This is a genomic window from Streptomyces sp. VNUA24, assembly GCF_029167005.1.
In the GTDB taxonomy this organism is placed as follows: domain Bacteria; phylum Actinomycetota; class Actinomycetes; order Streptomycetales; family Streptomycetaceae; genus Streptomyces; species Streptomyces scabiei.
This window is the reverse complement of record NZ_CP119143.1, coordinates 4,039,651-4,059,214: the sequence shown is the minus strand read 5'-3', so window position 1 is coordinate 4,059,214 and position 19,564 is coordinate 4,039,651. Positions and strand designations below refer to the sequence as shown.

Here is a 19,564-nt window from a genome sequence, read left to right as displayed (position 1 = left end):
CAGGTCGTCACCCCAAAGGTAACCGGGTTCTTGCCGATGGAGCACCCCGCCTGTTCCCATGGTCGTGGGGTGATGGTGCATGAGCCGACTGCGCGTCATACCGACCTGGCGGCACGGACAGGAACGCCTGTACGTGTGCCGGACCGACGGGAGGAACGTCGCCTGGTACGACCGTGAGGCCGGCCGGGTGAACCTCCTCAGCGAGGAGCTGAGGGAGGACGTGCTGGCCGCGCTCGGCCCCTTCGTCACCGGCCCCGTCGCCGTGGGCCCGCCCCCCGTGCCCACCCCCGCCGAACTGGCCCGGCTGAGCCTCCACCCGGACGACGACCTGGCCCCCAACCGCCCCGGCGAGGCGCTGCTGATCGCCCTCGACCGCGCCCCCGGGCCCCCGCGCCGGCTGCGCCCCGACCCGCGCCGCCGCGCCCTGGCCGCCGAGCAGGCCGTCGGTGACGCGCTGGACCGGCTGGAGGGAGCCGGCTGGCACACCCTGCACTCCGTGCCGCTCCCCGGCGGCGACCGCATCCACCACCTGCTGATCGGCCCCGGGGGACTGTTCTGCGTACGGTCCCTGCACGCGCGCCGGCAACGCGTCGTCGTCACCGATCCGATGGTCGCCGTCGGCCGGCACGAACCCCACGCGTTGCTGCGCGCGCTCCGCGCCGAAGCCGATCGCGCCTCCTACGCCCTCACCGCCGAGGTCCGTCCCGTGCTCGCCCTCGTCGAGCCGGCCGGCCTCGACATCACCACGCCCCCGCGCGAGGTCCGCGTCCTGCGCGACACGGACCTCGCCCGACTCGCCCGCGCGGGCGGGCAGTTGAAGCCCGCGGACGTGGAAGGGCTGCACGCGACGGCGCGGGACCGGCGGACCTGGACGCGCGTGTAGACCGGTGGACCGTCACGGCAGGGAGTGCGCGGCCTCCGGGTCGAGGAGCGGCGCCAGCAGATCGCCGTGGGCCCGCAGGCGGGCGGCGATGTCGGGGGCACGGAACACCAGGTGCGCGGGGGAGGCGCACTCCTCCACCTCGGACCACGTCACCGGCGCGGAGACGGTCGGCTCGGGGCGGGCGCGGAGCGTGTAGGGCGCCGCCGTGGTCTTGCGGGCGGCGTTCTGACTCCAGTCCACGAACACCTTGCCGGGGCGCAGGCTGCGGTTCATCCGGTGCACGACCAGGCGGGGCAGCGCCTGCTCGGCCTCGACGGCGAGTTCCCTGGCGTACTCCGACACCCGCTCCGAGGACGCCCCGCGCACCGCCGCCAGCAGGTGCAGCCCCTTCGACCCGGACGTCTTCGCGTACGCCTCGATCCCGTCCTCCGCCAGCCGCTCCCGCAGCCAGCGGGCGACCTCGCAGCACTCGACGATCGTCGCGGGTTCCCCCGGGTCCAGGTCGAAGACCAGCCGGTCGGCCTCCTCGCCGGAGCCGACGGTCCACTGCGGCGTGTGGAACTCGGCGACCTGGTTCGAGGCCCACATCAGGCTCGCCAGGTCCTGCACCAGCACCATCCGGGCCGGACCCTCCATCCGCCGCACCTCGGCGGTGGTGACCCAGTCCGGCGTGCCCGGCGGCACGTTCTTGGTGAAGAAGACCTGTCCGCCCGGACCGTCCGGGTACCGGAGGAAGGAGACCGGACGGTCGCGCAGATGCGGCAGCAGGGCGTCCGCGGTCGTGGCGTAGTAGTGCAGCAGCTCACCCTTGGTGAAGCCCGTCGCCGGGTGGAGGACCTTCTCCAGATTGGAGAGGACGACCCGGCGGCCCTCCACCTCGGTGATCGGTGTCATGGCGACAGAATTTCACGGTTCGCGGTGAAGGGTGAGGAAGGGGGTGAATGCGACGAAGGGGGCGCATGCATGTGTGCCGGTGGGTCGTGCACGTACGCCGGTGGGTCGTGTACGTACGTCGGTGGGTCGCGTGTATGTACGCCGGTGAGCCCGCCGTGGGCGGTCAGGCCCCCACGTACGCCGCCAGGTGTTCGCCGGTGACGGTCGAGCGGGTCGCGACGAGGTCGGCCGGGGTGCCCTCGAAGACGACGCGGCCGCCGTCGTGGCCGGCGCCGGGGCCGAGGTCCACGATCCAGTCGGCGTGGGCCATGACCGCCTGGTGGTGCTCGATGACGATCACCGACTTGCCCGCGTCGACGAGCCGGTCGAGCAGCCCCAGCAGCTGCTCCACATCGGCGAGGTGGAGCCCCGTGGTCGGCTCGTCGAGCACGTAGACCCCGCCCTTGTCACCCATGTGCGTGGCCAGCTTCAGCCGCTGCCGTTCGCCGCCGGAGAGTGTGGTGAGCGGCTGGCCGAGCGTGAGGTAGCCGAGCCCCACGTCCGCCATCCGCTCGATGATCCGGTGGGCCGCCGGGGTACGTGCCTCACCGGCGCCGAAGAACTCCTCCGCCTCGGCCACCGACATCGCCAGCACCTCGCTGATGTCCCGCCCGCCGAAGCGGTACTCCAGCACCGACGCCTCGAACCGCTTCCCCTCGCACTCCTCGCACGTGGTGGCGACACTCTGCATGATCGCCAGATCGGTGTAGATGACGCCGGCCCCGTTGCAGGTGGGGCAGGCCCCCTCGGAGTTGGCGCTGAACAGCGCCGGCTTCACCCCGTTGGCCTTGGCGAACGCCTTGCGGATCGGGTCCGCCAGCCCGGTGTAGGTCGCCGGATTGCTGCGCCGGGACCCGCGGATCGCCGTCTGGTCGATCGCCACGACGCCCTCGGCCCCCGCCTGCCGGGCCATCGACCCGTGCACGAGCGAGCTCTTGCCGGAGCCGGCGACCCCGGTGACGACGGTGAGCACGCCGAGCGGGATGTCCACGTCGACGTCCCGGAGGTTGTTCGCGTTCGCCCCCCGGATCTCCAACGCACCGGTGGGCGTGCGCACGGACTCCTTCAGAGCGGCCCGGTCCCCGAGATGGCGGCCGGTGACGGTGTCGCTCGCCCGCAGCCCTTCCAGCGTCCCCTCGAAACAGACGGTGCCGCCCGCCGTGCCGGCGCCCGGGCCGAGGTCCACGACGTGGTCGGCGATCGCGATCGTCTCCGGCTTGTGCTCCACGACGAGCACGGTGTTGCCCTTGTCGCGCAGCCGCAGCAGCAGGTTGTTCATCCGCTCGATGTCGTGCGGGTGCAGCCCGATCGTCGGCTCGTCGAAGACGTACGTGACATCGGTGAGCGAGGAGCCGAGGTGGCGGATCATCTTGGTCCGCTGCGCCTCGCCACCGGAGAGCGTGCCCGAGGCCCGGTCGAGCGAGAGATAGCCGAGACCGATCTCCACGAACGAGTCGAGGGTGTAGTGGAGCTCCGCCAGCAGCGGCGCCACCGACGCGTCCTCGATCCCGCGGGCCCATTCCGCCAGGTCACGGATCTCCATGGCACAGGCGTCGGCGATGTTGACCTTGCCGATCCGTGAGGAGCGCGCCAGCTCGCTGAGCCGGGTGCCGTCGCAGTCCGGGCACTCGGTGAAGGTGACCGCCCGGTCCACGAAGGCCCGGATGTGCGGCTGCATCGACTCGCGGTCCTTGGCGAGGAAGCTCTTCTGCAGCTTCGGGATCAGCCCCTCGTAGGTGAGGTTGACGCCGTTGATCTTCACCTTGGTCGGCTCGCGGTACAGGAAGTCGTGCCGCTCCTTCTTGGTGTACTCGCGGATCGGCTTCTCCTTGTCGAAGAAGCCCGACTCGGCGATGACCCGCACCACCCAGCCGTCGCCGGTGTAGGTGGGGATGGTGAACGGGTCCTCGGAGAGCGACTTGGAGTCGTCGAACAATTGTGCGAGATCGATGTCGGTGACCTTGCCCCGGCCCTCGCAGTGCGTGCACATCCCGCCGGTGCGGCTGAAGCTGACCTTCTCGGTCTTGGTCCTGTCGGCACCCCGGTCGACCGTGAACCCGCCGCTCGCCGAGACCGAGGCGACGTTGAAGGAGAACGCTCCGGGCGGACCGATGTGCGGCTCGCCCAGCCGGCTGAAGAGGATGCGCAGCATCGCGTTGGCGTCGGTGGCGGTGCCGACGGTGGAGCGCGGGTCGGACCCCATCCGCTGCTGGTCGACCGTGATCGCGGTGGTCAGCCCGTCGAGCACGTCCACCTCGGGCCGCGCCAGGTTCGCCATGAAACCCTGGAGGAAGGCGCTGTACGTCTCGTTGATCAGCCGCTGCGACTCCGCGGCGATCGTGTCGAACACCAGCGAGCTCTTGCCCGAACCCGAGACGCCCGTGAACACCGTCAGGCGGCGCTTGGGGATCTCGATACTGACGTTCTTGAGATTGTTCTCCCGGGCCCCGTGCACACGGATCAGATCATGGCTGTCGGCGGCGTGCGGCCCGGGCGACCGCTCCTGCGTCCCCGCCCTCGTGGCCTTGGTCATCGTTCCTCCATCTGTCGTGCGGAGCCGCGTCCCGCGGTCCCGCCGGCGTCGCCCGACCGGCTCCGATCCGCTGGGAAGGGTACGTGCGGTGGTGCGTATTCCGGATGCATTTCCGTGAGGCCGGGATAAAACGGGCGTTCGGTCGATCGGGTTGATGGGGTCGGTCGGTCGGGCGGTCGGTCGGGCGGGCGGGCCGCCTGGGCCTGATGTCCGATCGGGCCGCTCGGGGCCGGTGACGTGCTCTCGGTGCGCTTGGGGGCCGTGGGTGCCTTCGGTCGGCGTCGGGCGGGTCGGGGGCCGTGGGTGCCTTCGGTTCGGTGGGTTCGGTCGAGGGCCCAGGTGTTCTCGGTCGGTGTGAGCCGCTCGGGGGCCGCGGGGTGTCCTCGGTCGGCGCGGGCCCGTCGGGGCCCGTGGGGTGCCCTCCATCGGTGCGGACCGACCGGCGGACGCCTGGCGTCGCACGTTTCACGCTAGGCGCGCCCCGCCCCTCCGCGCTTCTCGAATCCTGACCGGCCCGCCGGGCACCTCTGAGGGGTCCGCGTTACGGTGTGGACAAACCGGAAGCAGGGAACCGAAAGGTGCGTGCTGCCCGTGCGATCCATCTGGAACGGTGCGATCTCCTTCGGCCTGGTCAGCATCCCGATCAAGCTGGTGAACGCGACCGAGAGCCACTCCGTCTCCTTCCGCCAGGTCCACCTGGAGGACGGCGGCCGCATCCGTTACCGCAAGGTCTGCGAGCTGGAGGACCGCGAGGTGACGCAGGGGGAGATCGGCAAGGCGTACGAGGACGCGGACGGCACGATGATCCCGATCACGGACGAGGATCTTGCGTCCCTGCCCATCCCGACGGCCAAGACCATCGAGATCGAGGGCTTCGTACCGGCCGAGAGCGTCGACCCGCTGCAGGTGGACGCCGCGTACTACCTCGCGGCGAACGGTGTCCCCGCCGCCAAGCCGTACACCCTCCTCCGCGAGGCGCTCAAGCGCAGCGGCAAGGTCGCCATCTGCAAGTTCGCGCTGCGCGGGCGCGAGCGGCTGGGCATGCTGCGGGTCGTGGACGACGTCCTCGCCATGCACGGGCTGCTCTGGCCCGACGAGATCCGCGCGACGGACGGGGTCGCCCCCGACACGAGCGTCACCGTCCGCGACAAGGAGCTCGACCTCGCGGACGCCCTCATGGACACCCTCGGCGAGGTCGACTTCGCGTCGCTGCACGACGACTACCGCGAGGCGGTCGAGGAGCTCGTCGCGGCGAAGGCGGCCGGGGAGGTCACACCCAGCGCGCCCGCTCCGGCCCCGGGAGGCAAGGTCCTCGACCTCATGGCCGCCCTGGAGAAGAGCGTCCGCGAGGCCAGGGAGTCGCGCGGGGAGGACGTCGCCGACATCACCCGCCTCTCGTCCCGGCCCACCCCGAAGCAACCGCCGGGCAAAAAGTCCACCACGACGACCCGAGGGACGGCCGCCGCCCCGAAGAAGTCCACGACCAGGTCCGCCGAGCCGGCGAAGAAGACGGCCGCGAAGAAGTCGACGGCCAAGAAGACGACGGCGTCCAGGACGACGGCGGCGAAGTCCTCGGCGTCCGGAACGTCGGCGGCGAAGTCCGCCTCGGCCAAGTCCACGGCGGCGAAGAGCACCGCGAAGAAGACCCCGGCGAAGAAGACGACCGCCCGCAAACGCTCGGCCTGACCGGCCCGGGCTCCGCCGCGGAGCGCGCCCCACGGGAGACGAGCCCCCACGGGAGACGAGCCCCCACGGGAGACGAGCCCCCACGGGAGACGAGCCCCACGCGGAACGAGTCCTACGCGAAACGAGCCGTACGCGAAACGAGCCTTACGCGGAACGAGCACGTTTCCTTCGAGCCGGCCCCTTCCTCCCACCGTCCCCCGGCTCAGAGAACCTTCGCCCGTACCAGCGCGGAGAGCACGAGCGTGCCCGGCAGGAGCGGGAGCCAGACGGTCAGGACGCGGTAGCCGATGACCGTCGTGGTGGCGAGGCTCGCCGGCGCGCCGAAGGCGACGAGGGCGAAGACGAGCGCCGCGTCCATGGGGCCGAGGCCCCCCGGCGCGGGCACCGCACCGGCGGCGGTGCTGGCGACGAGGTACGCGAAGAGCATCTGCGTCCAGGACACGGGCAGCCCTAGCGAGGTGCCGACCGAGGCGACCACGGCCCCCTGGCACAGGGGGAACGCGGCGGCCCCGCCCCACAGGGAGACGGCGCGGACGGGACGGCTGTGCACGACCCGCGTGTCGGTGAGCGCGGAACGCAGCCCTCCGATGAGGGGGCGCCGCAACGGCCGTACGGTCGTGATCAGTGTGACCACGGCGGCCAGACTGACCCCGGTGATCGCGCCGACCAGGGCGAGGGTCTCGCCCTTGGGCAGGAGTTCGGTCAGGCGGAGCGTGCCCGGGAACGCCACGACGAAGGCGACGATCACCAGGGTCTTGGCGACCGGCTTGACCGCCGAGTACAGCGCGAGCGAGGAGGTCGCCCGCGCGAGGGGGATGCCCCGGCGCCGCAGGAAACGCAGGACGACGGCGTGGGCGCCGATGTTCCCCGGCAGGGCGTGCCCGGCGGCACCCGCGGCGAACTGCGTCGCCAGCAGCTGCCCCGGCGGAAGCCGCTCCGGCACGGCCCCCTGCCGTACACAGGCGGAGGCCACCGAGCACAGGGCCGTGAAGAACGCGCCGGCCAGCAGCCACCAGGGGTCGGCCGAGGCAAGCCGTACGGCCCCTTCATGGACCGTCCGCCAGTCGAAGGCCGCCCAGGCCGCGAGCAGCACGAGAGGCAGCAGCGTCAGCGCGAACCGCAGCCGCCGGGCGTTGACGGCGGTACGGGCGGGCAGCAGCGCCCGCAGCCTGGCGGGCGCCAACGCCTCCGCCCGGGCGGCACAGTCGGGTTCCGGCAGCGGCGCGGGACACGCGGCGCGGTCAGATTCCGCGGACTCCGCGGGCTCCGCGAGCGCCTCGGGTACGGCGTCGGGGCCCGAGGCCGAGGTCCGGCCGGGGACCTGGGTGGGGTCCGAGCGCCGGGCCGGGCTGGGTATCAGGGGCAGGGGGTCGGTGACCGGGGACGGGGTGGGCCGCGAGGGGGGCGGCGCGTCGAGCGGGAGCGGGAACAATGGGCACGTCGTCCTTCCGCGTCGCGTCGGTACGGTGGGGGACCGCTCCGACGGAGGCAGGGCAAGTCAAGAACGAAGGGAACCCCAGGACCGTTCCCACCCCAAATGACTCCCCGGTATGCGCCACCCGAACTCCTGCCACCGCCGGAACGACGACACCGCGTCCCAGCAGCGACTCTGTCGCCGGAGCCCGCACTGTCCCCTCCGCCCCGTATGAGACACAAGTCACGTCCCGGAGGCCCCGCGCGCCCGGCTTCGTGCCGGGATCACACCTCGCCCGCACCGCACGCCCGTATCGGCCCGCACCCTCCGCCCCGGGAGCGCCGTCGGGCCGGGGAGGGCCGGTCGGCCGCAGCGGGACCCGGGCCGGCGGAGCGGACCCTCGCCGCAGGCGACGGCGCCGCCGCCGTGGTCGTACGGTCCACGACGGCAGCGGCACCTCACCCCACCTCCGCCGCACCCCGAGATCGTGCCGGCCCCGATCCCTTCCCTCGGGGCGAAGCCCCTGGTGACGGCGAGGTCGAGAGGGTCCGCCACACGTAAACTCCCCACGGACAGAACCAGTTCACCGAGCCCAGAGGCCACCGCACCGCATGAAACCCCCCACACGTACCGCCCCGACACCGTGGTGACCTGGAAGGGGACCGAATCCGTGGTGCCCTCGGAGGGGACCGGATCCGTGGTGCCCTCGGAGGGGACGCCCCGCGCCACCACCCGCCCGCCCGCACCCCCCTCCGCACCCGCCCGAGTGACGGTCTGCCGGGACTGCTGCTGCGGCACCCCCAAACTCCCCGGCGTGGACCACGAGGGCCAGACCGCCCGCCTCCGGGCCTCGGTCCCCACCCGCGTCTCCACCTGCCTGGACGCCTGTGACCAGGCCAACGTCGTCGTGGTCCAGCCCTCCGCGGCAGGCCGCGCCGCCGGCGCCCGCCCCGTCTGGCTGGGCCTGGTCAACGACCCCGACGCCACCGAGGACATCGTCACCTGGGTCCGTTCCGGTGGTCCGGGCATCACCCCCATGCCCCCCATTCTCGACCTCTACCTCTTCACCCCGCCCCACCGCCGCCCCGCCACCTGACGGCCCCCACCGCCCAAGTCCCGCTTCGGCCGTGCCAGTTGCCCCGCTCGGCGAGGCGCGGCGGGCGTAGTCTGCGGGGATGCACTACAAGGTATGGGACGCGCATGCCGTGGAAGCCTTCGGTGCAGCGCCGCTCACGCGTCAGCAAAGGGCCTTCCTCGAAGGTCTCCTGCGGATGCTGGATCCGCGTGCCTACGCGACCGAGCATGTGTCCGCGGTCAACAGCGCCCTGCTGACCCTCATTCGGGTGCACCACGCTCTCGAAGGAAACGTCTCGGCCGAGAGGCAGCCGGTCACCCGCCTGCTGAAACGGCTGACAGCCCCGGCGCGGGTCAACATGGACACCGCCAGCCTGGTCTTCGCCACCGTCCCCGACAACGCGCGACACCTGCGCGCCGCCCGGCGTCTGGTGCACACACTGGAGGCGACGCTCACCGACTCCACCCCGGACCACGTGAAACGGAACTACGCGGCCCGGCTGGGGCGACTCATCGCGCCGGCGTCGAGATCCGTCCGGGACTGGCTGGTCCCCCTGTGGGAGTCCCGGACGACCCCGGCAGCGGCGGTCACCCTCCACAACGAGATAGCCGTCGCGGTCGCCCTGCACGGACGGGACGGACTCGACCTGCGGACCGACCTGATCGCTCTGCTGAAAAGAACCTCGCCCCACGCGCCGACCGCGGAGCAGATCGCGGCGGTCCTCTGGCCGGCCGAGCGCCCCTTCAGGGTGGGCCTGGTCGTCACCGGCACCCGGGAACTCAGGAACCTGGATCTCCTGCTTCCCGGCGCGAGACAGCGGCCGGTGCCCCGTGACGCCGAACCACCGCACGAGGCGCAGAGGCAGGACACACGGCGCCGTTTCCTCGGCCGTATCGCGGCGGGCCTGGACGGCCCCGCGGTGCTGGTGACACTCCCCGTCCACGCGGCCGACACGCACACCGCCCTGCGCCGAGGGCGGCGGAAGCTGAGCGAGGTGCTGGACCAGTACGCGGCGGGCCAGCGGCTGAGCCGCCTGTCCCTCCACCCCCTGCTGTTCGCCACCGACACGAGCGCACACGTGGTCCACGACGACGCGAGGTCGAAGACCACCAAGGCGGCGCTCCCGCTGACCACCCACTGGCCGGCCTCGCTGGGCCCGGCCCTGCGCGCGGCCCACCTGGCGCAGCAGGTCGACGCTCCGATGACGACCGCGGGCCTGGTGTGGAGCGCGGTCGAGTCGGTGGGGATGAAGTCCGCGGGACTCGACATCCTGGCGAAGGCCTGCGCACTGCACGCGGCGCGGCAACAACTCCTCGGACTGTGGCAGGTGGTGCTGTTCTCCGCACAGGCGACGGTGAGGCACGCCGCCTGGCACCACCGGGAGCACGAGCGCAGGCTGGCCCGCCTCGCGCGCAGCATGGAGAAGGTGAGGGACAAACCGTCCCCTTCGGCCCGCCGGGCCCACGAGGAGATGTCCGCACGCCACTCCGCCCTGCTCGCGCAGGCGGACGAGGCGCGAACGACGCACGACCACCTGACCCGGGAGACCGACAGCCTGCTGCGGGCGCTGATGAGAGTGATCCTCAAGGACGGAGGCGACAGCCCGGACCACGGGCCGAATGGCGCGATTCACCTCAACCGATGGTTCGCCGTGCTGGCACCACCCGAAGGCGCCCCCGCCGACATCCGGTCCGCGAACAGCTCCCTCGCGACCCTCGTCGCCCTGACGGACGGCCTGGCCGCGGAGCAAGTAGCCACCTGGCAGCGGCGGCTCGCGCACCCCGCGGAATTCGCGACGTGGCTGCACGATCAGCAGAACACCGTCCACACCCAGCTCACTTGGCTCTACGCGATGCGCAACGCGGCATTCCACCAGGGTGTCTTCGCCAAGCCCGCGGACGAACTCACGGCCCAGTCCGCCCTGGGCCTGATCGACACGGTCCTGGAGTTCCTGGGCCACTGGAGCAAGAAGGAGGTCGAGGCAGGACTCCCCCTCACCCGCCCCTACCAGGTCCTCGAACAACTGGCGGCACGACAGACCGACCTCCAGGCCAGACTGACCACGGACAGCACGAGCCACCCCCTGGACCTGGACCACATCACCGCCCCGCCGACCACCACGCCCTGAGCGCGAAAACGCGCAACGGCCCGGGCCCGTCCGACCCGCAGGAACCGAACACTCCGCCGCATCTCAGCCGCGCACCCGTCACCCGACGGATGCTGCCCGCACCTGCCGCGTCGCATCCCGCCTCACCAGCACGCTCCCACCCCGGACGTCCCGTCCGGTTCGCGCTCTACACCGTGACCGGCAGCCTGGAGACCCTCACGTCATGGGGGTTCTGAATGAGAAGCCGCGCCGCATCGGCCGAGGACAGAACAGCTGCCCGCACTGCGGCCTCCCGCAGGACCGGGTGGCGACACTCGAACAGACCTGGGTACTGCTGGAGCCCGACATGCGCCCGCCGGCCCACACGGTGCCGGCGGAGTACCGCTGGATCGAGCTGTCCGACGGCCGGGTGACGGTCTACGGAGTCTGCCCGCCGGACCAGTTCCAGTGCTGCCGCATAGAACACCGCCTGGCCTGCCCGCAGCAAGCGCTCCCGGACCTATGGCCATGGCTGACCAGCCTGCGAGAAGAAAACACAGGACAAGCCCACCGCCAGAGCGCCCCGGAGCCACCACACATACCCCCACAGGACTGGCCGGACGCCGGCTGACGACGCCAGGGCAAGCCCTCCCCCCGGCCCGAAGCAGCTGTACCGAGACCCTCCCCAGTGCCCTCGAACAACTCACAGGACCGCAGCAGGCTGTGCACACCGAGCATTGCGGCGGCCTGCGGGCGGGGCCGCACCCCGGTGGCCCGCGTGCGCGGGCGGGGTCCGGGCCGGCTATCGACGGCAGGCACGACCTCTTAAAAGTTGCTGGTCAGATACGGTGACGCAATGAACGAGAGCCTGCCCGTCGACGTAGCCGACGTGCTTGCGGCAGTCCTGAGCGGGGACACCCCGGCTCATATCGCGCTCCAAAGACAGGTTCCGCACCTCAGCGTGCGAGCGCGCTGCACCTGCGGTTGTGGCACCGCCTACTTCATGCTCGACACGAGCAAGGTGGAACCTGCGCCCACCGGCCCCGGCACGGTAGTAGCGGGCAAGGCGCAGCTCGTCACCGAAGCCGGCGAGTGCCCCGGCGAGGTGCTGGTCTTCACCCAGGACGGCTACCTGTCCTGGGTGGAAGTCTGTTCATGGAGCGACGACATCGAAGTGACACTGGCCGCCGCGCGTCACTGGTTGCAGACAGGCTCTTGACGCCGACAACGGCGCCCAGCGGCCTCCGAGACACAGCCGACATCACGAGTTCAAGTGCAGCAGCGAAGATCCCATCAGCCCCATTGGTCAACGACTGCTTCCTCGACGCTGAAGACGACGTCACACTCGGCGCACTGCGCATCGCCGAAGACATAGGTCAGCTTGTGGGCGATGTCGGGCTGGCCGTCTGCGAGTGCGCGGGAGTGAAGGCTCTGGCCAAGCCCTTCCAAAGCTGTGGGGCTCTGGGGCCGTAGGGGCACCTGTCCCGCGGACGTGGAGGCTTTCATGTACATGCTGTCCGTGGTCGAGAAGAAGCCGTACTCGCCGAAGACGATGAAGTTCTCCGCGCTGCACGAGGGGCAGGGCACCTCGTACTCCTCGTCGTTCAGCCCGTCGAGCTGCTCACCCCACACCTCTACGCCCTGGAAACTCAGCAGCGTGCCGAGCAAGTGGACGTAGTGCGCAGGATTGCCGGTGAGCCCCGGGTCCTGCAGCGCTTCCTCGGTGAGGTGCGCCAGGACGGATATCTGGGAGGCGTAGGCCACTTGGGGATCGTCGCCGCCGTAGGGCCGATCCGTGCTGGCCACGATGGAGCCGGCCAGACACAGGGGCATCTGCCGGTCCGCGGCTGACCACCGCCGCGCCATCTCGGTCAGAGCGGGCAGCGCCGCGTAACTCGCCGAGTAGACGGTGCCCTGATGACACAGCCGGGACCAGAGCTCGTCCCAGAGGGGGTCCAGCGCGCCAGGGCCGACTGCGTCGAGCAGGCCGGGAACGTCTTCCGCCGTGCCGTAGGCGTGGTGCAGCTGAGACCAGTCAGTCATACCGATGATCAAAGCACGGCACCGCCGGACAGCGCTGCGATGGCCCGTTTCTGGTGCGGCCGCCCGACTCGCGGTGGCCGGGGTGCCACCACGCCTCCGGCGCCCACGAAGGCGTGCTGTGCCACTGACCCGCACTGATGCGCAAGGTCTCGCAAAAGTGCAGGTCAGAGCGTTGCGATCGTCGTGCAGGCAGCTCGCTCTGCGGGGACGGTGGGGTCAGGAAGGCTTGACCCTCGAGACCGGGGTGGCGGTCACCTTGTTGTCGCACAAGGCCCACCACCCGTCGTTCAGGGCGACCTGGTGCTTCCCGGAGCGCGGCAGCCCGATGACCATCGTCGGATACGCCTTCGGGGTCTTGCCCGACACGCAGTAGCCGTCGCCCTCCCCCTGGACCTGGACGAAGGTCAGCTTCACCCACGCCTTGCCGCGCGGCCGGACCGTCACGGTGGCCGCCTTGCCCTTGCGGGTGACCTTGAGCGGAGTGTTGTGGGCGGGGGAGCCGTTGCCGGCACCCGCGACCGTCGGCCAGCCCTTCAGGACGCACGTCCTCGTGGAGACATTCTTGAACTGCACGACCGCCGCCCCGGTCCCGGTCCCGACGGGCGGGTGGGCGGCCTGCCGGGCGCTGACCTGCAGGGCGGAGGCCGGGCAGGCGGTCGGCGGGGTGGAGGTGGTGGTGCTCGCCGCGATGGCGGTGCCGGGCAGGACGCCGGTCACCGCCGCCGCGACGGCCGTGACCGCCGTCGTCGCCAGAGCCGCCCTGCGAAAGCCGTTGTTGTGCCGCATGCTGTCGTCCCCCTGAGTCGTCTCGTACGCGGGTTTCGGTGGTCGGTTGGTGCCCCGCGGTACGTCGTGGTCTAGATACGTGAGTGCAGACAGGGCGGGAGAACGGCAGGTTCCGTGCGGCGACGACTCGTGACGGAACGGTGACGACAGGCGTCACCGTCCCGCGGCAACGGACTTGCAAGAGGCCAGGCCCTGGCTTCTCGGGCATGGTCGGCCGACACGGCGGAGCAATCGGGCGACTGAGCACGGATCGGCAACAGAGCGGGATCGGCTCAACGCCAGGCTCTAGTGCAGGTACATCGCGACCAGTGCGCAGCAACGACAAAGAGCGGGCCCCAGTGAGACTGGTTCCCGCTCTTCATGCATGGCACCTGCGCTACTCAACCGCATCATCGTGCTGGCTGAAGCGAAGTGCCCCCGGCAGGATTCGAACCTGCGCACACGGCTCCGGAGGCCCATTCACTCTCAGGGAAAGTCGCTGGTGAGCGCTCTGTGGATGCTCAGTTGGCTGCGGTCAGTCCACAAATAGTCCGCGGGCAGCTGACCAGCGCCTGATGCTTTCGATCTAGAGCTGACCGTGACGTGTGGCCTGCGAGGTTGGTTCGGCATGGATTGGTCAGTGAGGGTCATACCGGTGGCTCGGGAGGGGCTGGTGGGGGCTGGGGAGCGGCGGCTGTCGCTGGCGTTGCTGTATCTGTTCGCCGTAGGGCTTCTACAGCTTCGCGGGCGTGAGCGAGGCCGTTGCGGGCGGTGAGGGTCTTGGGGTGGTCGGTGCCGCGGATCCGTTCGCTGTCGGCCACAACCTTCTCGGCGAGATGGAGGGCCTTCAGCGGTTGTCCGGTAGCCAGGTAGGAGATCGCCAAGTTGTAGCGGGCACTGAGGGTGTCGGGGTGGTCGATGTCATGGATGCGTTCGCTGTCGGCCAGGACCTTTTCGGCGAGGTTGAGGGCTTTCTGTGGGTGTCCGGTAGCCAGGTAGTAGTTTGCGAGGTTTCCGCGGGCCATGAGGGTCTCGGGGTGGTCGGTGCCGTGGATGCGTTCGCTGTCGGCCACTACCTTTTCCGTGAGATCGAATGCTTCTTGCTCTTGCCCGGCAGCCCAATAAGAGTTGGCGAGGTTTCCGCGGATGCTGAGGGTGTAAGGGTGATCGAGGCCGAGGATGCGTTCGCTGTCGGCCAGGACCTCTTCGGCGAGGTTGAGGGCTATCTGTGGATGTCCGGCAGCCCGGTAAGAGTTGGCGAGGTTTCCGCGGGCGGTGAGGGTGTCGGGGTGGTTTGTGCCGTGGATGCGTTCGCTGTCGGCCAGGACATTTTTGGCGAGGTTGAGGGCCTTCTGTGGGTGTCCGGCGGCCAGGTGGAAGCTGGCCACGTTGTGGCGGGCGGTGAGGGTGTCGGGGTGGTCGAGGCCGAGAATGCGCTCACGATCGATCAGGACCTTTTCGGCGAGGTCAAGGGCCTTCTGTGGGTGTCCCGCGGCCAGGTAGAAGCCGGCGACGTTGTGGCGGGCGGTGAGGGTGTCGGGGTGGTCGAGGCCGAGAATGCGCTCACGATCGATCAGGACCTTTTCGGCGAGGCTAAGGGCCTTCTGTGGGTTTCCGGCGGCTTGGTGGGAGTTGGCAAGGTTGTGGCGGGCGGTGAGGGTGTCGGGGTGGTTGGCGCCGTGGATGCGTTCGCTGTCGGCCACAACCTTTTTGGCGAGGCCAAGGGCCCTCTGTGAGTTTCCGGCGGCTTCGTGGGAGTTCGCGAGGTTGTTGCGGGCGGTGAGGGTGTTGGGATGGTCGAGGCCGTGGATGCGTTCGCTGTCGGACAAGACCTTCTCTGCGAGATCAAGGGCGTCTTGGGCGCGCCCGGCAGCCAGGTAGGACACGGCGAGATGGTGGTGGCTGGTGAGGGTGCTGGGGTGGTTGGTGCCGTGGATGTCGATGCTGCGTCGAACGATTCCCTCGTCGTACTCGGTCGCCTGCTGGTAGAGACCCGCTTTCCTGAGGCTGCTGCTGATTTCATGAATACACGGGTGGGTTGTGGGCTGCCACAGAGTCGGGTTGGTGTGGTGATCAAGGTGAACCGTGTTGGCTCGCAAGATGGCCGACAATTCCCGGTTCTCGTGCTCAAGGACGGGCCACAGACTGCTGATCGCGTCCGCCGCGGCACGAGCGGCAGTGGGCAGGGAGCGAGGCGGGATGATCTCGCGGACGGCACGGGCGGTCAGCGCGTGCATCCGGACGGGCGCGGTATCGGTGTCCTGGGTGATGAGGGCGTAGGTACGCAGACATTCCAGGGCGCTGCGGACTTCTTGCTCGGTGACGGCCAGGTGATGTCGACGCAGCCAGCGACGTTGCGCGGGGCGGGCGCTGCGCAGGTGGTGGAGGGCGGGTGGTGTGGTCCAGAGGTCGACGGGGTGGCCGAGGGGGTCCGCAAGGGAGAGAAGGTGAAGCAAGGGCCGGGCGAGGCGGGTGGTATCGGTGTCCACGACGGCGTCGAGCGAAAGCAGCAGGGCGGTGGTGACGGGGCGGCCGTAGCCTTCGGTGTCCGCGCTCGGCGGGAGCAACTCGCCCAACCTGCTGCCGGTGCCGCGCAGGAGAGTGAGGTAGTCCGTCATCGTGCGGCGTTTGTTGATGAGGTAGGCGGCGGCGTGGCCGAGGGCGAGCGGGAGGTGGCCAAGTTCCGCTGTGAGTTCGTCAGCCTGGTTGGAGTCGTGGAGGTGGGGGTAGCCAGCGTCGGTGAGACGGCGGCGCAGATAGGCGCGGGCCTCTTCCTGACTGTAGAGGCCGAGCCGGATGAGGGAGCGACCCTGACCGCTGAATTGGGCGTCGTCGCGCCTGGTGGTGGCCAACACCCAACCGTTACGGGCTCCGCTGTCTGGCCACCATGCCTTGATGACCTCCGGGTCGGTGATGCCGTCCAGCACTACCAGCCACTGCCGCTGCGTTGCCGCGAGCCATCGCAAAAACACTCGCGCCGCCGCAGTGCTGTCGTCTGCGGCAACTCCGGCAAGCCCCAGCTGTTCGGCCGCCTCCGCGTAGGCGGTGATGATTTGGTCAGGGTCGGTTGCCTTCGCCCACACCAGAACATCAAGACCCGTTCCGTCGGAACGTTCCCGGTCCCGCATCTCTCGCGCCAGGGACGCCGCGAGCTGGCTCTTGCCTACCCCGCCGTTCCCCGACAGTACGACCTCACTGTCCCTGGAATGCGCCTCTTGGACTCTTTCTCGCACCGCCGTACGCGGCTGGAACGCCGCCGCTAGCCGCGGCACACTCCCCACCCGTACTGGCCACTGCACCGACCGCTTCGGCACTGATGGGAGATACACGTGCACATCCCCCGCGACCTGGTTGACATTCCCCTGCGCTCGCACCTGCTGCCGGATGCGACGATCCCCCGCACTGTCCATCAAAGCTCCCTGTCTCAGGCGCGGTTACCGCCCACTTGGTCGATATCGCCGCTGCCGTCACTGCGGGCCCTCTGCCGAACGTCCTCACGCACCGCACCACCTGGCGCCCCAGGCCCCACGCCATGACTGCCGCCTGTCTGCCGGATACCACCATGGCCACGTGCCGCCTGCCGGACCCGACGCATTCCGCTCCCACCAGCCTGGGACGCCCACCAGCCCAGCGCGGCCAGTACCCCCGCCGCGACCACGCCGGCCACCGGACCGATCACGTCCCACGGATCGTTGCCTCCGTCCGACAGCACCGCCCACGGCACCGCCACGACGAGAAAGGCCACGACCGAACTCGCCACCGCCACCAGCCACCGCACCGCAGCCTGCACAGCTACCCCGATTCGTACAGCGAACTCACGAAGAATCAGCTCATGTTGGCACACCAGACTTCACGCGGAACGACAACAACCGGAAGTGGGACAGGATCCCAGGCGACCACACCTCAGCTTGGGAAGCTTGGGGCACCTATGGCCCGGTTGGTGGGTTGAGGACAGGATTCGAACCTGCGACACCCGCTTTAGGAGTTCGATCCGAGCCCGCTTCAGCTGCTGTTGGCGACTGGTGCGACGGCCGGACAAGGATGCTGGTGTACGCCCCCGTCCGGCATCGTTGATGTCAGATGTGGATGTCAGAACGGGAGTTGTTCCGGCTCCTCAGAGGTCCGCCGGGCGAACTCGTCGACGACCTGCGACACGCCTGCATTACGCGATGGCTGAACGCTGGAGTCTCTATCGCAGAGGTAGCCCGGTGGGTTGGCAGCTCGCCTGAGCTCATCCATCGCCGGTACCACGGCTTCTTCGACGGTCGCGAGGAAGCAGCATCGCCGACGAGGGAGACATGGCATAGTCACGCGAGCTCCTATTTGCAGCACCTGCGCTTTGTGCCGTTCACTACCGAAAAGACTGGTGCGGTAAAGGTGTGCTTGCCCGTGTGGCAGGACCACTCGCACTTCAGATTGCTCTTTATGCGGAGGTTGCCTGGGGTGCGACTCGGATTCTTCAAGCAACGGATGAACCTAGCGGCAATGTCAGGGAACAGCTCTGCAAGTGACTCGCCAGGCGGTGCCATCGAGCGTGCGACATTGTTCTTGTTGATGCCTTGCCGATGGCATGCGTGACAACCGGAACCACTGATGGCCCTGTTGCGGATCATCGTTTCCCAGGTGTTTCCGCATTTGATGCACTGCCATTGCGCTACATCGAAGGAGGAAGGAGAGCACAAGCTTAGGTCGTACTCGGGGCGGGTGAGATTTTTCCTGAATTCGATTAGAAGGTCGGAATTCCGCTCAGCGACGGATTCAAACCTTACCCGCCCCTTAATTGCAGCCCAAGCGTCTGCGGCCTGTCCGAGGGCTATGCCTCTTTCTTCCTTATTGAGAGGTTCGAATGGCAAGCCGCGAGCGATTAATATGGGGCGAAGGGATTGCGCCCAAGTCCACGGGTTGATGCCATCCTTGGTGCTGTCAATAACTTCTACGTGATCCCCTGGAATGGCGGGGAGGCCCTGGGCGCGAACCCGCACATAGTCCAAATCACAGAGAAGCGTGCACTTCCTGGCGTCCTTTTCTCTGTGCCTATTCGTGCTGTGTGTGTGGAATGGGTCTAGGTCCACGTAGAGCCGAACTGCCGGGACGAAGAGATCCACTCGGGGGCGGCGCCCTGATAGGCCGCGTACATGCTCTACGACGTAGTCGCATACTACGTCGGTTCTCGTTGCTGCTATCAGTAGAGACTGCACTTCAAGTTCGAAACGGGACCTGCCTGCTGAGGTGCACTTGGGGCATCCGGAGCCATAGGTCCGGGACAGGACGTTAGCTTCCCACTCGTGCCCGTGATTGCATCGCCAGAGACATCGGTCATTGCTACGGATGCGCAGACGTTCGGGGCCATTTCCTGGCGTCGTTAGATTTTCCATGAAAGATTGACTAATCTGTGGGTAACGTTCCTTTAGCGACTCCCCTTCTTTGGGTGTTCTGCGCCGTGCGGCAATTCGACGATCATAGCATTTACGGCACCCGGATCCGCTTCGGTTCCTGTGGGAGGCGACGCGAGAGGCGACAGAAGCTATCCAGGTGTGCCCGCAAGTTGAGCACAACCATGTGCACTTATCGGCAGATCCTGGTCTGAGCATGGTTAGATCATGATCGGGAGTTGTCTCATTGTTGACGAACTCCGAGGCGATCTGACCGAGTACATCGTGTGCGGTCAGAGAGGTGCTCTTTGGGCTACGTCTCCAGCTTCCGCGTCTTGCTGCAAAGCAGGCGGGGCATCCCGTTTTTCCGGACACGCGATTCTGTGGAACAGCTACCCATTCGTTGCTACAGGAGCGGCAGCGCCAGCGACATTTATAATTGCTGTGCGGCTTGAGCTGTGAAGCAGTGAGTTCGTTCTCTAGATTGGCGACGAATTCTAGGGCCAGTTCAGGGTGCAGATCTGCCAGTGACGTGCCCGGATGCGCTATCCTGCGCGCATTAATTGTCCGTAGCCGTCCGCATTTCGGACACCCACTACCTGCCCCTCTGCGGACTCGGGCATTTGGTGTCGTGCTCCACTGGCTGCCGCATTGTCCGCAGTGCCATTGGCACATCTTGTTCGAGCTGGCGTGGATGTCGGATGCGGTGCGTCCTGGGTGGCCGTCGATTGCAGTGAGCTCTGCCGCGATCTCTGGGAAGCGGTCTTGTAGGGA

12 protein-coding genes are annotated in these 19,564 nt (G+C 68.8%); 6 read left to right on the top strand and 6 right to left on the bottom strand.

Annotated elements, in window-relative coordinates; all coding sequences use genetic code 11:
• The first annotated feature begins 79 nt into the window (after window positions 1-79).
• The gene (locus PYR72_RS16940) at window positions 80-883 is read left to right on the top strand and encodes a nuclease-related domain-containing protein (protein WP_275456115.1); all 804 of its coding nucleotides are present in this window, start codon (window positions 80-82) and stop codon (window positions 881-883) included.
• A gap of 12 nt (window positions 884-895) precedes the next feature.
• Here the strand turns inward: PYR72_RS16940 and ligD are convergent, their stop codons facing one another.
• Window positions 896-1,777, bottom strand: coding sequence for a non-homologous end-joining DNA ligase (gene ligD / locus PYR72_RS16935; RefSeq protein WP_275456114.1), 882 nt, complete (start codon window positions 1,775-1,777; stop codon window positions 896-898).
• Between the two features lie 163 nt (window positions 1,778-1,940).
• Window positions 1,941-4,349: an excinuclease ABC subunit UvrA gene (locus PYR72_RS16930; RefSeq protein WP_275456113.1), complete on the bottom strand. Its 2,409-nt coding sequence runs from the start codon at window positions 4,347-4,349 to the stop codon at window positions 1,941-1,943.
• Between the two features lie 582 nt (window positions 4,350-4,931).
• Between PYR72_RS16930 and PYR72_RS16925 the strand changes: the two genes are divergently transcribed.
• Window positions 4,932-6,035, top strand: coding sequence for a Ku protein (locus PYR72_RS16925; RefSeq protein ID WP_275456112.1), 1,104 nt, complete (start codon window positions 4,932-4,934; stop codon window positions 6,033-6,035).
• Window positions 6,036-6,237: 202 nt separating this feature from the next.
• Here the strand turns inward: PYR72_RS16925 and PYR72_RS16920 are convergent, their stop codons facing one another.
• The gene (locus PYR72_RS16920; RefSeq protein WP_275456111.1) at window positions 6,238-7,467 is read right to left on the bottom strand and encodes a lysylphosphatidylglycerol synthase transmembrane domain-containing protein; all 1,230 of its coding nucleotides are present in this window, start codon (window positions 7,465-7,467) and stop codon (window positions 6,238-6,240) included.
• A gap of 679 nt (window positions 7,468-8,146) precedes the next feature.
• On the opposite strand from PYR72_RS16920, the gene PYR72_RS16915 reads away from it, so the two are divergent.
• The 4 genes from PYR72_RS16915 to PYR72_RS16900 all read left to right on the top strand — a co-directional run bounded on the left by PYR72_RS16915 (window position 8,147) and on the right by PYR72_RS16900 (window position 11,829).
• Entirely contained in the window at window positions 8,147-8,545 is a 399-nt protein-coding gene (locus tag PYR72_RS16915) for a hypothetical protein (RefSeq protein WP_275460432.1), read from the top strand.
• Window positions 8,546-8,624: 79 nt separating this feature from the next.
• Window positions 8,625-10,652 (top strand): hypothetical protein, encoded by a 2,028-nt coding sequence (locus tag PYR72_RS16910; RefSeq protein WP_275456110.1) that lies wholly within the window; start codon window positions 8,625-8,627, stop codon window positions 10,650-10,652.
• Between the two features lie 202 nt (window positions 10,653-10,854).
• Complete coding sequence (locus PYR72_RS16905; RefSeq protein ID WP_275456109.1) at window positions 10,855-11,241, top strand: DUF6083 domain-containing protein; 387 nt, start codon at window positions 10,855-10,857, stop codon at window positions 11,239-11,241.
• A 225-nt stretch (window positions 11,242-11,466) separates the two neighbouring features.
• Entirely contained in the window at window positions 11,467-11,829 is a 363-nt protein-coding gene (locus PYR72_RS16900) for a hypothetical protein (RefSeq protein ID WP_275456108.1), read from the top strand.
• 74 nt (window positions 11,830-11,903) lie between these two features.
• Here the strand turns inward: PYR72_RS16900 and PYR72_RS16895 are convergent, their stop codons facing one another.
• The 3 genes from PYR72_RS16895 to PYR72_RS16885 form a co-directional block, all read right to left on the bottom strand.
• Window positions 11,904-12,653, bottom strand: a complete 750-nt coding sequence (locus PYR72_RS16895; protein WP_275456107.1) for a hypothetical protein — start codon at window positions 12,651-12,653, stop codon at window positions 11,904-11,906.
• A 216-nt stretch (window positions 12,654-12,869) separates the two neighbouring features.
• Window positions 12,870-13,439 carry a DUF4232 domain-containing protein gene (locus tag PYR72_RS16890; RefSeq protein WP_275456106.1) on the bottom strand — a complete coding sequence of 190 codons (570 nt, stop codon included), beginning with the start codon at window positions 13,437-13,439 and terminating at the stop codon, window positions 12,870-12,872.
• Between the two features lie 626 nt (window positions 13,440-14,065).
• Window positions 14,066-16,828: a tetratricopeptide repeat protein gene (locus PYR72_RS16885; protein ID WP_275456105.1), complete on the bottom strand. Its 2,763-nt coding sequence runs from the start codon at window positions 16,826-16,828 to the stop codon at window positions 14,066-14,068.
• Window positions 16,829-19,564 lie beyond the last annotated feature (2,736 nt).